Source organism: Clostridium sp. LS3 (assembly GCF_055330225.1).
Genome location: NZ_CM143921.1, coordinates 2,968,954 through 2,984,771 on the forward strand (window position 1 = coordinate 2,968,954; position 15,818 = coordinate 2,984,771).

Consider the following 15,818-nt stretch of genomic DNA (forward strand, 5'->3'; position numbering starts at 1 on the left):
CATATTATACTTAATTTTTTCATCATTCCTGTGTACTTTATACTTAATTTTATTTCTACTAAAAATTATTAATATTGTATTATTTTTAGTTCTCAATATAAATATATTTTCCTAATCACATCTATCCTTAGTAAAATTATCATAAGACTTCTATATTTAATTAACCATATATGTAGCTCCACCTTTAAAATACATTTCTAAAACTAAGTCTATATTTCTCCAATCACTTTTATTTAATATCTTACTCTTATATATTTCTGTTTTAGTTAAAGATTTTAATCGTATTCGTCCAGTATTGATTGACTTATTAATAATATTATAACTATCTGGCAAAATACATTGAATAAATAACATCCTACCTTTTTTCATATATAAAACATCCCCATACTCTGTACTAACAATTTCTGCATTAACATTTTTAAAAAACTTATTCACAAAATCTATACTTGTACTTAAGCTAGCAGCTGAATTAATAAATATATTATTAGAAATTTTTTTATTTTTTATTTCTTTTAATATATGTTCCGTTCTTTGACATCCTGTAAAATATAAAGTATTATCATACTCATCAATTAATCTAAATAACTGTTCCTTAGATTTAATAGTAAAACTAGCTTCTATATCACCGTCTACACTTGAATTATTTTTTAATACATTATGATTAAGAATAGTGCTTAGTGCTACTATATATTCATATTTTTCATCCACTCCTGTAGAAGGATGTATATGTAAAATCTCTATTTTAGATAACAATTTTTCTATTGTACTTTGACTTATACTTGCTTTTGTTATTAATGAATCACCTTTAAACATTTTTTTAGCAGTTTCAGAATTTAATGGGTATGGAGAAGCATATAGTATTGATTCTTCTTCTAACTCTTCTATAGTATTGATCGAAGGCATTTGTTTATAAATATATTCTTCTAGTTTGTTTTCTATTTTATACCTATCTTTTGAATCTACTTCTTGATATCTCATTAAAACATACTCATCAATTTCTCTATTTAGTCCTTCATATATTTTCTCAGGAAGCTTTATAACTTCAAATAAATTAAATTTACTTTTCTCTTCTTTTAATTTTGGGAAAATATATTTCATACATACTCTGAAACGTACATTAGGATAATATTCTTTTGAAAATTGATTGCATATATACCTCTTTATCTTCTTTTTGTTATTCCAATAACTTTTATCTATTGTACTCATGTCTATTGCAAGTGCTAAATCTGCTGACTTTAGAATTAAATATAATAATAAATTCAAAGCAGACTTTTCTTCTGTTTCCTCACTTATAGATTCACAATACCATTTTAAACTTTCACAGAATTCTTTATCTTCTTTATATTTCTCAATATTATCATCTATAAAACTTAGATATTGTCTATAAATATTTACTATATAATCTTTATCAAAAATATGTTGATAATTTCTTATATATCTTTTATATTGTTCAGGGAGATCTTTTAAATTTTTTTTAGCTACTGCCTCTCCCTTCTTATACCATATATATATAATTTCAATCAAAGTTGCTGTAGACTCCTGTAGGATTTCTTCATTTTCATATAAATCATTAATAATACCTTTATATCTATCATCCAAAAAATTCGCCTGTTCTAAACTCATCATAAAATTACCATATAATGTTGTTCTAACTAAATATGAGTGTATATACTCATGTACTGCAGTAATCTTTATATCCATGTCTTTATGTTCTAATATGTCAATTTTCGTCATGGATGTATATGTATATTTACCTAACAATCCTTTATTCATAAAATCCCCCTATAATAAATATATAATTATATTATAACCTTTTTGTAATTTTACCTCAATTACACTACTTAACTCATCCTTATCCAACTCTAGTATATATAATTAAAAATAAGTTATTTTTTAATTATATATCTATATTTCATAAAAGCCTCATTTATTTACTATATGGTTCTTTATTTTTGATTCTAAAAATAATACCCTTGTCAACATATTCCTGTATTATCGAGGTTTTCATGGTAGGGGCGAGGCATATAGAGCCTCCATACTAATTTGTGCAAAAAAAGTGGATCATAAAAAATCCACTTTAATCTTTATCTAGAATTTCAGCTAAATCCCCTTCTAATCTTTCTAGAATTTAGGATTTATTTCTTCCATCTGTATTCTTTTTAAATCCTTTTGTCTTAGTCTTGTTTCTTCCATTATTTTATCCCAAGACTCACCTGCTATTATCATTTGCTTTGCTTTTTCATAAACTTGATTTTCAGTTTCTTTATTCATGGTATTCCTCCAAATAATATTTTCTTTTATATTATTTGTGAAAGCTAGATCAATTATACTAATCCTATATCTCCTCTAAAATACTTATCCTTAAAATCAACTTTTTCTATCGCCTTATAAGCATCTTTTCTAGCTTCCTCAACAGTTTCCCCAATTCCAACTACTGAAAGAACTCTTCCTCCATTAGTTTTTAAAATTTCATCTTCAAGCTTTGCTCCTGCTAGAAATACTTTATCCTTTATTTCATCCTTTATAGTTATTTCATATCCTTTAGGAAAGCTTCCTGGATATCCTTTTGATGCTAAAACTACATTAACACAAGCTCCATTTTTCCATTTAATTTTTGTGTTTTTTAAATCTTCTATTAATGCAGCTTCTATAATCTCTAATAAGTCACTTTCCATTAAATTAAGTACTGATTGAGTTTCTGGATCTCCCATTCTAACATTGTATTCTAAAAGATATGATCCTTTTTTAGTTATCATAAGACCAAAGAATATTATCCCCTTATAATCAAAGCCTTCTTCTCTTATTCCAACTAAAGTTTTATTCATTATGTTTTCTTCAAAATCTTTTAAAACTTCTTCTGTTACATATGGATTAGGTGCTAAGACTCCCATTCCTCCAGTGTTTGGCCCTTTTCCACCATCAAAGATTTGCTTATGATCCTTTGCTGATATAAATGGAATTATAGTTTTTCCATCTGTTATTGAAAGTATTGAAGCTTCTACTCCATCTAAAAATTCTTCTATAACTATTTTTTGTCCTGCTCCATTGAATATATCATCAACCATAAAAGACTTTACTGCATTTACAGCCTCCTCTTTATTTTCACAAATAGCAACTCCCTTTCCAGCTGCTAATCCATCAGCCTTAACTACTGTAGGATAATGACAAATTTCTAAATAACTTAAAGCTTTATCCACATCATAAAAAACTTCATACTCAGCAGTTTTAACACCATACTTTTTCATAAAATCCTTAGAAAAACTCTTACTACCTTCAAGTCTTGCAGCCTTTTCACTAGGTCCAAAAATCTTAAGACCTTCCATCTTAAATTTATCAACAATCCCCTTAGTTAAAGGATCCTCAGGCCCAACAACAGTTAAATCAATACAATTCTCCAAAGCAAACTCTAAAAGCTCATCTATATCAGTTATATCTATATTTTCACACTTATTTTCCCTAGCAGTTCCCCCATTACCAGGAGCAACAAATATCTTCTTAACCCTATCATTCTTAGCAAGCTTCCAACTCAAAGCATGCTCCCTTCCACCAGATCCAATTAATAAAATCTTCATAACAAATTCCCTCCAAGCAGTACTATTTATTCTCTATAATCCAAAAGCTATTCCCACTATGTTATTTACCTAAAAACGCCTAAGAACTAATTTAACGTCTAGGAAACAGAGAAATTTTTGCGGAGGTATATATTGAAATGAGCAGTAAGTATTTCAATATTCTTTGAAGTCTTCAAGAAATCCTCTGCAAAATTATATAATATCCTGTAGCAATAATTTCTCTATTATCCTAACTACTATTTTAGTCACATTAGCACTGGAAGATTAGAAATATTGAGGAAGGCGATATCACAATGAGCTATTAGTATTTCATTGTTGTTTGAGGCATAATTGCGTTAAGAATTTCAGTTGTCTGAGCGAATACGAGTTACTGAAATTTAGCAATTTTGCTGAAATCAACAATAGAAATACTTTGCGAAATTGTGTTAATCGCCTGAAGCAATATTTCTAATCTTCCACAGTTCTAATGCTTAAAATGTCTAACTCCCGTAAATACCATAGCAATCCCATGCTCATTGCAAGCATCAATTGACTCTTGATCCCTTACTGATCCACCCGGCTGTATTATTGCTTTAATACCATTTTTAGCACACTCATCTACTACATCTCTAAATGGGAAGAAGGCATCTGAAGCTAAAACTATTGCACCTTTTCCTCTTTGTAGTGCTTCCTCCGTTGCCCAGATTCTATTAACTTGTCCTCCACCTATTCCAACTGCTACTTTATCTTTTATAGCAACTATTGCATTAGATTTAACGTATTTAACTACTTTCATACCAAATAATAAATCTGTCATTTCTTCTTCAGTCGGTACTTTTTGTGTTACTACTTTTAATTCATCTATTAATTTTTTATCTTCTTCTTGAACTAGTATTCCACCGTCAACTGTTACCATATATTTTTTATCTTTTGGAGTATTGTTGCATTTAATTACTCTTAAGTTCTTTTTAGTTTTTAATACTTCTAAAGCATCTTCATCAAAATCTGGTGCTGCTACTACTTCTAAGAATATTTTTACCATTTCTTCTGCTGTAGCTTTATCTATTTTTCTATTTATTGCTACTATTCCACCAAATATTGATCTCGGATCTGCATCATGTGCTTTTTTATAAACTTCAAAAGGAGTTTCTCCAATAGCTACTCCACAAGGGGTATTATGTTTAAGTCCACAGCAAGCTACTTCCTCAAATTCAGAGGCAACTTTCCAAGCTATATCTAAGTCTTTAATATTGTTGTAAGATAACTCTTTACCATTTAATATTTCAAAACTATTCATAGCTCCATCAAATTCTGTTGAGCTGTAGTAAGCTGCACTTTGGTGTGGGTTTTCTCCATATCTTAAGGTTTGCTTTTTCTTGTAGGATATTGAAAGGTATTCTGGATATTCTTCATCTTCTAATAAAAAGTTTGATATTGCTGCATCATATGCACTCATTAAATTAAATACTTTTCCTGCTAATTTTTTTCTTAAAGCTACTGAAACATCTCCACTTTCAGATATTTCTTCCATAACAGCCTTATAATCCTCTTTATCTGAAATAACTACTACATCTTTAAAATTCTTAGCTGCTGCTCTAAGCATTGTAGGTCCACCAATATCTATAAATTCAACCTTTTCATCAAAGCTTAAATCTTCTCTAACCTTTTGAAAGAATGGATATAAATTAACTATAACCATATCTATAGTTTCAATATTTCTTTCTTTAATAGTATTCATATGTTCTTCATTATCTCTTATAGCAAGTATTCCTGCATGGATAATAGGATGAAGAGTTTTAACCCTTCCGTCTAACATCTCTGGAAAATTAGTAACTTCGTTAACTTCAATAACATTAACTCCATTATCCTTAAGATGTTTATAAGTACCACCTGTAGATATTATTTCAACACCTTTATCTTGTAAAAAATTAGAGAACTCTAAAATACCTTCTTTATCAAAAACACTAACTAATGCTCTTTTAATCAACTTAAAAACCCCTTTACTATAAATTAATATTTAACAATTAATATATGGATATTAGTTAAACCTTTTTTTAATTTATCCTATAACTTGTCCATTATATAATCTGGCTTTTTCCATTTATAATTTTTACTTTATCTTTACTTATTAAATCAATTGCTTTAGGCAATGCTATATGTTCTTTTTCTAACACTCTTTTTTGTAATTCCTCTTTTGTATCTTCAAAGTAAACTGGTAATACTTCTTGTAGTATTATTGCTCCACCATCTACTTCTTCATTTACAAAGTGTACTGTACAACCTGAATATTTTACTCCTGAATTTATAACAGCTTCATGAACCTTTAACCCGTACATTCTTGGCCCACAAAAGCTTGGTATTAATGATGGATGGATGTTTATTATCTTATCTTTAAATTCTTTTAGGATATCTCCTTGTAATATGGAAAGATATCCAGCAAGGACTATTAAATCAACTTTTCCCTTAGTTAATTCTAATATCTTATCTGATGTAGTATCCGTATATTCTTTTTTAGATACTACATAAGTCTTTATTCCTTTTTTCTCAGCTCGCTCTAAAGCAAATATCCCCTCTTTACTTCCTATAACCATTTCTATTTTGCAATTTAATTTTCCATTTTCTATTGAATCTATTATTGATTGAAGGTTTGTTCCTCCACCAGATGCAAGTACTGCTATTTTAAACAAACACCTTCACCTCCAGATGTTACATAACCTATTTCATAAGCCTTTTCCCCCATTTCAATTAAAGCTTTTATAATAGGCTTAGCATCTGATTCATTAACACATAGTACAAACCCAATTCCCATATTGAAGGTATTATACATATGATCTTTATCTACACCTTTTTCTATTATCTTTTCAAATACTAATGGTAATGGATAACTATCTTTTTTAATAACTGCTGTAAAGTTTCCTCCATTAAACATCCTTGGTACATTTTCTATAAATCCACCACCTGTTATGTGTGCCATTCCCTTTATTTCAAAGCTTTCAAGTAGTTTTAAAATTGGTTTTACATAAATTTTTGTTGGAGTTATTAAAGTTTTCCAAGCTTCTTTTCCACCTAAATCTTCATTTAAATCTTCAAATATTTTTCTAATTAATGAATAACCATTAGAGTGCAACCCTGAAGATGCAATACCTATTAGTTTGTCTCCATCCTTTATATCTTTACCATTTATTATTTTATCTTTATCTACAATCCCTACTGCAAAACCTGCCATATCGTATTCACCATCTCTATAAAATCCTGGCATTTCAGCAGTTTCTCCTCCAACTAAAGCACAATCTCCTTGAAGGCATCCTTCTGATACTCCTTTTACTAAATCAGAAGCAACTTCAGATTCTAATTTTCCACAAGCTATATAATCTAAGAAAAATAGTGGCTTTGCTCCATGGCATAAAATATCATTAACACACATTGCAACACAATCAATTCCAACAGTATCGTATTTTTTAATTTTAAAAGCTATATCAAGCTTAGTTCCAACTCCATCTGTACCTGAAACTAAAACTGGCTTTTTGTATCCTTCTGGAAGTTCAACCATGCCAGCAAAGCTTCCAAGTCCATTTAGTACATATTCACTCATTGTTCTGCTTGCATATTCTTTTATAAGCTTTACTGATTTATATCCTTCTTCTATATTAACTCCAGCTTCTTTATAAGTTATCATTTAACACACTACCTTTCAGCTTTTATTTTGCTTTTTCTATAGGTGTTGCTACTGGATATATTCCATTAAAGCAACCAACGCAATATCCACAGTTTTCTTTAAAGCAACTATACATACCTTTTATACTTAAATATCCTAAACTATCTGAGCCTATTGCTTCTCTTATTTCTTCAATTGATTTTTTAGATCCTATAAGCTCACTTCTATATGGAGTATCTATTCCAAAGTAGCAAGGAAATTTAACTATTGGTGAAGCTACTAAAAAATGTACTTCTTTTGCTCCTGCTCTTCTTAAGGAATCTACTAAATATTTTGATGTAGTTCCCCTAACTATTGAATCATCAATCAGTACAACTCTTTTACCATTTACATTTACTTTAAGTGGACTTAATTTAACAGTTACAGCTTTTTCTCTGATTTCTTGAGAGGGTGTTATAAAGGTTCTACCTACATATCTATTTTTTATAAAACCTGTATCATAAGGTATTCCTGAAGCTTTTGAATAACCTATAGCTGCTGGTATTCCTGAGTCTGGAACTGCAACTACCACATCAGCTTCTATTTTATGCTCTTTAAATAACTGTTCTCCAGCTCTAACTCTTGATTCATGAACATCTAACCCATCAATAGTTGAGTCTGGTCTTGCAAAATATATATACTCAAAGGCACAGGTTTGACATTGGGTATTTTCTGAGTATTTATAAGATTTAATTCCTTTTTCATCTATAACAATTATTTCTCCTGGCTCAATATCCCTAACTACTTCTGCTCCTATTGCATCTAAAGCACAGCTTTCTGATGATAATACATATCCTTCTTCTGTTTTTCCAAGACATAAAGGTCTAATTCCATGCGGATCTCTAACTCCTATAAGCTTATTTTCTGTTAAGATTACCATTGCAAAAGATCCTCTTATTGCTTGAATTGCATCAAATATAGCTCTTTCAATTCCTTTTTTAGCTCCTCTTGCTATAAGGTTTGCTATAACTTCAGAATCTATTGATGTATGGAAAACATGTCCTCCATCTTCTAAAAGCTCTCTTATTACATCTGCATTAACTAAAGTACCATTATGAGCCATAGCTATTGACCCAAGTTTAGTCTTACTAAGTAATGGCTGTGCATTTTCAATTCTAGTATCTCCAGATGTTGAATACCTAACATGTCCTATTGCTGCAAAACCTTTAAGTTTATCTAAATCTGTTTTAGAAAATGCTTCTGTTATAAGCCCCATACCTTTATGAATATCAACTGTTTCTCCATTTGCTACAGCTATTCCTGCACTTTCTTGTCCTCTATGTTGAAGTGCATATAAACCATAGTAAGTCATAGAAGCAACATCCATAGGCTTATTTACATAAACACCAAAAACACCACATTCATCCTTAAATTTATCATTACTTGGATCTAAAATTAAATCTAAGCTCAAAACAATACCCCCTATAATTAATTCACAGTTAGTAATTGATAATTAACAATTGCTTAAGTAATTCATACAAACTGAATTACTTAAATAAATTATTTGATTGATAATTGAAAATGGATAATTTACAATCGACATTCTCTAGCATCCATCTTCAATTATCCATTAATTTATTATTTCTTTATTCTGTTTAATATCTCCACATATGCATCTTTAACATTTCCAAGGTCTCTTCTAAATCTATCTTTATCTAGCTTTTCTCCTGTTGTTGCATCCCAGAACCTACATGTATCTGGTGAAATTTCATCTGCTAATAGGATTTCTCCATTATATCTTCCGAACTCTAATTTAAAATCTATTAATCTTATATTTTGTTTTATAAAGAATTCTTTTAATAAATCATTTATTTTAGCTGTCATTTCATAAATCTTATCTAATTCTTCAAAGGTAGTTGCTCCAATTCCTACTGCGTGGTAATCATTTATTAATGGATCTCCTAGTGAATCGTCTTTGTATGATAATTCAAACACTGTAGTTTTAAGTTCAAAACCTTCATTTAAACCTAATCTCTTAGCCATTGATCCAGCTGCTACATTTCTGACTATTACTTCTAGTGGTACTATTTCAACCTTTTTACAAAGCTGCTCTCTTTCATTTAGCTTTTCTATAAAGTGAGTTTTGATTCCATTTTCCTTTAGCATTTCAAAAATCATTGATGTTATTGCATTATTTAAAGCACCCTTATCTTCAATTGAACCCTTCTTTTCTCCATTAAATGCTGTTGCATCATCTTTGTAATAAACTATTACTTCATCAGTCTTATCTGTAGCGTATATTTTTTTTGCTTTTCCTTCATACATCATTTCTAACTTTTCCATTATAGATCTACTCCTTCTCCATTTTCTTCTATAAATTTATTTTTCATATCTATTCTAAATTTATTTAATTTTTCTCTTAAAGTACTATCTTTAATAGCAAGCATTTGAACTGCAAGCATTCCAGCATTATAACTGTTGTTAATTCCAACAGTTGCAACAGGAATTGACTTTGGCATTTGAACTATTGAAAATAAAGCATCTAACCCCTCAACTGCTCCTTTTATTGGAACTCCTATTACAGGCATAGTAGTTTGAGAAGCTATAACTCCAGGTAAATGAGCTGCAAGTCCAGCTCCTGCAATAACAACTTCACATCCATTTTCCTCAGCTTCCTTTAAAGTTTCCATTAACTTTTCAGGAACTCTATGAGCTGATAACACATACGCTTTAAATTCAACTCCAAACTCCCTTAAGCAATTAGCAGCTCCCTTCATAACATCAGTATCAGATTTACTTCCAAAAAATATAGCTACCTTCATTTAATTCCCTCCAAAAATATTTTTAATTTATAAAAGTGGCGAAATATAAGTTGGCGAAGATAAATAGAATATGTGAAATAAGCCTAATACTTCTTTGCACGGCTATTTAGCTTATGGAACATATCTATTTATCACAGCCCTTATATTCTCAATTTATTAGCATTTTTCATCACTTAAAATATTTCACGCCTGCTTTAAATATCTTTTGATCAAAGTCTCCATGAATATTTTTATATAGGTTTTCTCCTATTCTTTCTGAGTGCCCCATTTTACCAAGGATTCTTCCATCTGGACTTGTTATACCTTCTATACCTAACATTGATCCATTTGGATTAAAAGGCATGTCCATAGATATTTCACCATTTAAGTCAACATATTGCGTTGCTATTTGTCCATTTTCTCTTAACTTATCTAATAAAGCCTTTGGTGCTACAAATCTTCCTTCACCATGAGAAATTGCAACTGAATGAATATCGCCTAAATTTACTTCATTAAACCAAGGTGATTTATTTGAAGTTATTTTAGTTCTAACTATTGAGCTCATATGTCTGTTGATTTCATTGTAAGTTAGTGTCGCCATATCTTCTTCTATATCTACAATTTCACCATAAGGTACTAATCCTAATTTTATTAGTGCTTGGAAGCCATTGCATATACCAAGGATCAAGCCATCTCTATTTTTTAATAAGTCCATTACAGCATCTTTAATTCTTTCATTTCTAAATACTGTTGCTATAAACTTACCTGATCCATCTGGTTCATCTCCAGCAGAGAATCCTCCTGGTAGCATAATTATTTGACTTTTTCTTATGCTTTTTTCCATTTTAAGTATTGATTCATTTAATAATTCTTTGTTTATATTATTTAAAACAAGTTCTGAAACTTCTGCACCTTCATTGTTAAAAGCTTTTGCACAATCATATTCACAGTTTGTCCCTGGGAAAACTGGAATAAATACTTTTGGCTTTGCAATTTTTATTGTTGGAGTTTTAATATCCTTACTTTTATATAAAATTGCTTCAACTTTTTCATTTTTATCTTCTGTTTTAATCTTAAATACCTTTGATAATTTCTCTTCTAGTATCTTTTCTAAAAATTCTATATAAAAATTAATATTATATTCCTTTGAAACTATAGCCCTATTTTCTGTTGTATTACCTATTACTTTATAAGCGCAACCATTGAATTCTTTTTCTATTTCAACTTCATTTTTAACTTCTAAAACTAAGCTTCCATAGTTAAGGCCAAATAATTCTTCTTTATTTACGCCTTCAAATTCCACCCCAATACGATTTCCTAAACTCATTTTAGTTAAAGCTTCTGCTAAGCCACCAAATTTTATTGATGATGCTGAAATTACTTTTCCATCTAAAATAAGCTTATGTAATCTTTCTAAATTCTTTTTATACTCATCTACTTTTAAAGTCATATCCTCATTTTTTTCTGCTATTAAAAGTACAATTTTTGAATCTTTATTTTTAAATTCTGGTGATATAACATCCTTTGCTTTGATAACCCCAACAGCAAAGGCTACTAATGATGGAGGTACATCTAAATCACCAAAGGTTCCTGACATTGAATCTTTACCTCCAATTGCAGGTATTCCTAAATCCATTTGTGCTTGATATGCCCCTAATAATGCTGAAAAAGGTTTGCCCCATTTATTTTTATCTTTACCTAATCTCTCAAAATACTCTTGTAATGTAAGTCTTGCTTTTTTATAATTACCACCCATAGCTGAAAGTTTTGTTATTGCCTCAATCACTGAATAATATGCCATATGATATGGACTCCACATTCCAATTTCAGGATTAAATCCATATGTCATTAATGTAGCATCTTTACTTTCCCCATTTAAAACTGGTATCTTTGCTGCCATTCCTTCTGCTGGTGTTGTTTGATATTTACCACCAAAAGGCATAAGTACTGTCCCTGCCCCTATAGTTGCATCAAATCTCTCAACTAATCCCTTTTGTGATGCTACATTTAATTTTCTTAAATTGTTAATCCATTCTTCTTTTACATCTACATCTGCTACATTGAATGGATAATCCTTTGGTAATTGTACTTCTACTTCTGTTGTTTGCCTTGCCCCATTTGTATCTAAAAATTCTCTTTTTAAATCTACTATTTTTTCTTTTCTCCAGAACATTCTAAGTCTTTCTGTATCTGTTACTTTAGCTACCCTTACTGCTTCTAAATTCTCTTTTGCTGCTAAACTTATAAATTTTTCTTCATCTTCTTTATTAACTACAACAGCCATTCTTTCTTGAGATTCTGAAATAGCAATTTCTGTTCCATCTAATCCCTCATACTTCTTTGGAACTTTATCTAAATCTATATCTAGCCCTCTTGTTAATTCCCCAATTGCAACTGAAACTCCACCTGCCCCAAAGTCATTACACCTTTTTATCATTGTTGAAACTTCTGAATTTCTAAATAATCTTTGAATTTTCCTTTCTGTTGGTGGATTTCCCTTTTGAACTTCTGCTCCACATTCATTGATTGAATCTTCTGTATGTTCTTTAGATGATCCTGTTGCTCCACCTAATCCATCTCTTCCTGTTCTTCCACCTAAAAGTATTACAACATCTCCTGGCTTAGGTTCCTCTCTAACTATATTTTTCTTAGGTGCTGCTGCTATAACTGCTCCAATTTCCATTCTCTTTGCAACATAATTAGGATGATATATTTCTGAGACTTGTCCTGTTGCAAGTCCTATTTGATTTCCATAGGAGCTATATCCATGTGCTGCCCCTAAAGTTATAGTTCTTTGTGGAAGTTTTCCTTTTAATGTTTCTTCTATGCTAACTGTTGGATCTGCTGCCCCTGTAACTCTCATAGCTTGATATACATAAGTTCTGCCTGATAATGGGTCCCTAATAGCCCCACCAAGACATGTAGCTGCTCCACCAAAAGGTTCTATTTCAGTTGGATGATTATGTGTTTCATTTTTAAACATTACTAGATATTCTTCAGTTCCATTGTTAGTTTCTATATTTACCTTAATTGAACAAGCATTTATTTCATCAGATACATCTAAGTCTTCTAATAACCCTCTTTTTCGCATTTCCTTCATTGTTATAACAGCTATATCCATTAAGGTTTCATCTCTATTTGTTTCACCATAAACAAATTCTCTTGACTTTAGATATGCTTCATATGATTTAACTAAAGCTCTTGTATAAAGCCCCTCTTCTATATTTACTTTTTCTATTGCTGTTGAAAAAGTTGTGTGTCTACAGTGATCTGACCAATATGTGTCTATAACTTTTATCTCTGTAATACTTGGATCTCTATTTTCATTTCTAAAATAATCTCTTATAAGCTTTATATCCTCTAAGCTCATAGCAAGCCCCATTTTGCTATGTAACTCCTTTATTTCTTCATCGCTTTTTTCAATGAATCCATTTAATATTTTTATATCCTCTGGCTCTGGAAGTTTTGATGATAATTCTATGTTGTCTATTTTTACCTCTCTAGAATCTACTGGATTTATATAATAATTTTTAATTTTTTCTATTTCATTCTTTGATAAATCACCTTTTAAAATTATTATCTTTGTCCACTTAACTTCTAATTTTTCTTCTGAAGTTAATAATTGATAACATTCTGAAGCTGAATCTGCTCTTTGATCATATTGTCCTGGTAAATACTCAACTCCAAAGGCAATTTCTTTATCCTTTACTTCAAATTTATTTTCATAAACATTATCTACTGTTCTTTCTGAAAATATTGTATAAAGAGCTTTTTTATAGTATTCTTCATTTAATTTACCTAAAGTATACTTATTTATAAGCCTAACTTCTTCTAAAGAATTGATTGCTAAATTATTTTTAAAGTCTTCAAATAAACTTTTTCCTTCAACATCGAAATCTTTCTTTTTTTCTACAAATATACATCTCACCTTCAACTCTCATACCTCCAAAGCTTAGTTGATTCCCAAATAGCATACACGAATATTTATTTACATTACAAAAAAATATTTCGTATTTATATTTTAAGGTTATCATTCAGATATATTTTTGTCAACTTTATATCAATATTTCTTTTTATGATTCGTTATATATCGAATTATATGATTAGTATTTTTAAAAAATATTCGTATATATTCCTCAGTTATTCCGTTAGAATTTTAGGATCTGTTAGGTATTTTCGTTGATATGATAGTTGCATAAAAAATATAAGCGAACTTTTAGAATCTAATTCTTTCTGTAGTAAATATTGCATTAATAAGCTTTAATGTTTGAACATAGCGCATTTTAAAGCTAATTAATAACATTTTAGCTATTAATTCTTTAATTAATTTTATTAATAAATGTTATTGAAATATTTTTTTTACACAAACTAATAGAGATTTAATTTAAGGTGGTGTTAATTATGAAAGGTAATTCCAAAGAAAATTTAGAAATAGCTTTAGATGAGCTTTGTTCATGTCAAACCCATCTAAATACTGCTTATTTACACGCAGAAAATGATCATAATAGAAATGAAATTCATACTGCACTTAAGTCTATTGACAGTGCTATAGATTCTGCACAAAACACTTTAAACAAATTTAAGGATTAGGAGGAGATGATTTTATGGGACATAAACCAAATGCAAAAAATGAATTGAAATTTGCTCTTTCTGACGTTACTCATGCTCAAAAATTATTGCATGATGCTATTAAATCTGTTGAAAAATATGATAATAAACAACTTATTCAAGATACTTTATCTAATGTTAATGAAGCTCTACATGCAACTAGAACTTCAACTTATGGGTTTAAAGATTGAGAATAGAAATTCAAATTCTACTAATTAAATAGAATATTTATAGTAGCAAATTTGGAAACACCTCTTCACATACCTTCTGGGGTGTAAGTTTTAATAACTAAATCAAAGATTTAGAGCATAAATTAAAAAGACTGTAGGAAAACCTACAGTCTTTGCTAATTATCTTCTGTTGTTTTGATTTTTTCTTGCTCTTCTGCAATCCATACATCTTACTGGCTCGTTGTCGAATCCTTTTTCTTTGTAGAATTCTTGCTCTCCTACTGTGAATACGAATTCCTTACCGCAGTCTTTACACATTATTTTCTTATCTTCCATTTTAAATCCTCCATTCTAAAGACCAATATAATATCAACCAATCTCTACAATGGAGAAAGCTAATTTCTATTTAATCTTTAAACAAATATTTCTTAGTCTTACGACTTACTATAATATTTTATCATACATCTATTATTTTTTCTAGTGGTTTTTAATATATTAATTAATAATTTAACATTCATTTTTCGATATATATTAATATTTTTCAGCATATTATATTATGTTTATTTTATATGTATCTTCACATAAAAATAAAAGCTATAGGAAAACCTATAGCTTAAATTACAGATAACTATCTTCTGTTGTTTTGTGCTTTTCTTGCTCTTCTGCAATCCATGCATCTTACTGGCTCGTTATCGAATCCTTTTTCTTTGTAGAATTCTTGTTCTCCTACTGTGAATACGAATTCTGAACCACAATCTTTACATACTAATTTCTTATCTTCCATTTTAAATCCTCCATTCTAAAGACTATTCAAGTAACTACTAATCTCTATAACGGAGAATGTCATTATCTTTCAAAATCTTTAAACAAAATATTGTTAGTCTTATTGACTACTCATTTATAATAACATAGTTATTTTAAAAAAGCTACTCTTTTTTTAAAATAATTTTAATTTATTAAAAATAAAAAAATACCGGCAGTTTTAACCACCGGCAAAGAAACCTACGTAACCCTATTGGGTTATTATTATTCTTATCATATTTATTTCTTTCTA

General features: G+C 29.5%; 14 protein-coding genes. 2 read left to right on the forward strand and 12 right to left on the reverse strand.

What is annotated here, in order from left to right; all coding sequences use genetic code 11:
- Positions 1 to 156: 156 nt before the first annotated feature.
- The 10 genes from ACZJV1_RS13890 to ACZJV1_RS13935 all read right to left on the reverse strand — a co-directional run bounded on the left by ACZJV1_RS13890 (position 157) and on the right by ACZJV1_RS13935 (position 13,920).
- Positions 157 to 1,773 (reverse strand): hypothetical protein, encoded by a 1,617-nt coding sequence (locus tag ACZJV1_RS13890; protein WP_463650514.1) that lies wholly within the window; start codon positions 1,771 to 1,773, stop codon positions 157 to 159.
- Between the two features lie 348 nt (positions 1,774 to 2,121).
- Positions 2,122 to 2,271: a hypothetical protein gene (locus ACZJV1_RS13895; RefSeq protein WP_463650515.1), complete on the reverse strand. Its 150-nt coding sequence runs from the start codon at positions 2,269 to 2,271 to the stop codon at positions 2,122 to 2,124.
- 53 nt (positions 2,272 to 2,324) lie between these two features.
- Positions 2,325 to 3,572, reverse strand: a complete 1,248-nt coding sequence (gene purD / locus ACZJV1_RS13900; RefSeq protein WP_463650516.1) for a phosphoribosylamine--glycine ligase — start codon at positions 3,570 to 3,572, stop codon at positions 2,325 to 2,327.
- A gap of 463 nt (positions 3,573 to 4,035) precedes the next feature.
- Positions 4,036 to 5,538, reverse strand: a complete 1,503-nt coding sequence (gene purH / locus ACZJV1_RS13905) for a bifunctional phosphoribosylaminoimidazolecarboxamide formyltransferase/IMP cyclohydrolase (protein ID WP_463650517.1) — start codon at positions 5,536 to 5,538, stop codon at positions 4,036 to 4,038.
- A gap of 91 nt (positions 5,539 to 5,629) precedes the next feature.
- Positions 5,630 to 6,238 carry a phosphoribosylglycinamide formyltransferase gene (gene purN / locus ACZJV1_RS13910; protein ID WP_463650518.1) on the reverse strand — a complete coding sequence of 203 codons (609 nt, stop codon included), beginning with the start codon at positions 6,236 to 6,238 and terminating at the stop codon, positions 5,630 to 5,632.
- Complete coding sequence (gene purM, locus ACZJV1_RS13915; protein ID WP_463650519.1) at positions 6,226 to 7,227, reverse strand: phosphoribosylformylglycinamidine cyclo-ligase; 1,002 nt, start codon at positions 7,225 to 7,227, stop codon at positions 6,226 to 6,228. Before purM ends, purN begins: the two co-directional genes overlap by 13 nt.
- A 22-nt stretch (positions 7,228 to 7,249) precedes the next feature.
- Positions 7,250 to 8,656, reverse strand: a complete 1,407-nt coding sequence (gene purF / locus ACZJV1_RS13920; RefSeq protein ID WP_463650520.1) for an amidophosphoribosyltransferase — start codon at positions 8,654 to 8,656, stop codon at positions 7,250 to 7,252.
- A gap of 167 nt (positions 8,657 to 8,823) precedes the next feature.
- Positions 8,824 to 9,528: a phosphoribosylaminoimidazolesuccinocarboxamide synthase gene (purC, locus tag ACZJV1_RS13925; protein WP_463650521.1), complete on the reverse strand. Its 705-nt coding sequence runs from the start codon at positions 9,526 to 9,528 to the stop codon at positions 8,824 to 8,826.
- The gene (gene purE, locus ACZJV1_RS13930; protein WP_463650522.1) at positions 9,528 to 10,007 is read right to left on the reverse strand and encodes a 5-(carboxyamino)imidazole ribonucleotide mutase; all 480 of its coding nucleotides are present in this window, start codon (positions 10,005 to 10,007) and stop codon (positions 9,528 to 9,530) included. The genes purC and purE overlap by 1 nt, the downstream gene beginning before the upstream one ends.
- Before the next feature lie 169 nt (positions 10,008 to 10,176).
- Positions 10,177 to 13,920 (reverse strand): phosphoribosylformylglycinamidine synthase, encoded by a 3,744-nt coding sequence (locus tag ACZJV1_RS13935; protein WP_463650523.1) that lies wholly within the window; start codon positions 13,918 to 13,920, stop codon positions 10,177 to 10,179.
- Positions 13,921 to 14,387: 467 nt separating this feature from the next.
- Between ACZJV1_RS13935 and ACZJV1_RS13940 the strand changes: the two genes are divergently transcribed.
- Together ACZJV1_RS13940 and ACZJV1_RS13945 are read left to right on the forward strand one after the other, a co-directional pair.
- Positions 14,388 to 14,576, forward strand: a complete 189-nt coding sequence (locus ACZJV1_RS13940; RefSeq protein WP_322459218.1) for a hypothetical protein — start codon at positions 14,388 to 14,390, stop codon at positions 14,574 to 14,576.
- Between the two features lie 14 nt (positions 14,577 to 14,590).
- A complete protein-coding gene (locus ACZJV1_RS13945) occupies positions 14,591 to 14,785 on the forward strand; it encodes a hypothetical protein (protein ID WP_463650524.1) in 195 nt (64 codons plus the stop codon).
- A 159-nt stretch (positions 14,786 to 14,944) separates the two neighbouring features.
- On the opposite strand, the gene ACZJV1_RS13950 is transcribed toward ACZJV1_RS13945, so the two are convergent.
- Positions 14,945 to 15,100, reverse strand: coding sequence for a zinc-ribbon domain-containing protein (locus ACZJV1_RS13950; protein ID WP_411168494.1), 156 nt, complete (start codon positions 15,098 to 15,100; stop codon positions 14,945 to 14,947).
- A 292-nt stretch (positions 15,101 to 15,392) separates the two neighbouring features.
- Complete coding sequence (locus ACZJV1_RS13955; protein ID WP_195263398.1) at positions 15,393 to 15,548, reverse strand: zinc-ribbon domain-containing protein; 156 nt, start codon at positions 15,546 to 15,548, stop codon at positions 15,393 to 15,395.
- Positions 15,549 to 15,818: the final 270 nt, after the last annotated feature.

What these genes read in the sequence shown, in the direction of transcription:
- ACZJV1_RS13890 (WP_463650514.1), bottom strand. Translation starts at nt 1,773, where the DNA reads ATGAATAAAGGATTGTTAGGTAAATATACATATACATCCATGACGAAA.
- ACZJV1_RS13895 (WP_463650515.1), bottom strand. Translation starts at nt 2,271, where the DNA reads ATGAATAAAGAAACTGAAAATCAAGTTTATGAAAAAGCAAAGCAAATG.
- purD (WP_463650516.1), bottom strand. Translation starts at nt 3,572, where the DNA reads ATGAAGATTTTATTAATTGGATCTGGTGGAAGGGAGCATGCTTTGAGT.
- purM (WP_463650519.1), bottom strand. Translation starts at nt 7,227, where the DNA reads ATGATAACTTATAAAGAAGCTGGAGTTAATATAGAAGAAGGATATAAA.
- purC (WP_463650521.1), bottom strand. Translation starts at nt 9,528, where the DNA reads ATGGAAAAGTTAGAAATGATGTATGAAGGAAAAGCAAAAAAAATATAC.
- purE (WP_463650522.1), bottom strand. Translation starts at nt 10,007, where the DNA reads ATGAAGGTAGCTATATTTTTTGGAAGTAAATCTGATACTGATGTTATG.
- ACZJV1_RS13940 (WP_322459218.1), top strand. Translation starts at nt 14,388, where the DNA reads ATGAAAGGTAATTCCAAAGAAAATTTAGAAATAGCTTTAGATGAGCTT.
- ACZJV1_RS13945 (WP_463650524.1), top strand. Translation starts at nt 14,591, where the DNA reads ATGGGACATAAACCAAATGCAAAAAATGAATTGAAATTTGCTCTTTCT.
- ACZJV1_RS13950 (WP_411168494.1), bottom strand. Translation starts at nt 15,100, where the DNA reads ATGGAAGATAAGAAAATAATGTGTAAAGACTGCGGTAAGGAATTCGTA.
- ACZJV1_RS13955 (WP_195263398.1), bottom strand. Translation starts at nt 15,548, where the DNA reads ATGGAAGATAAGAAATTAGTATGTAAAGATTGTGGTTCAGAATTCGTA.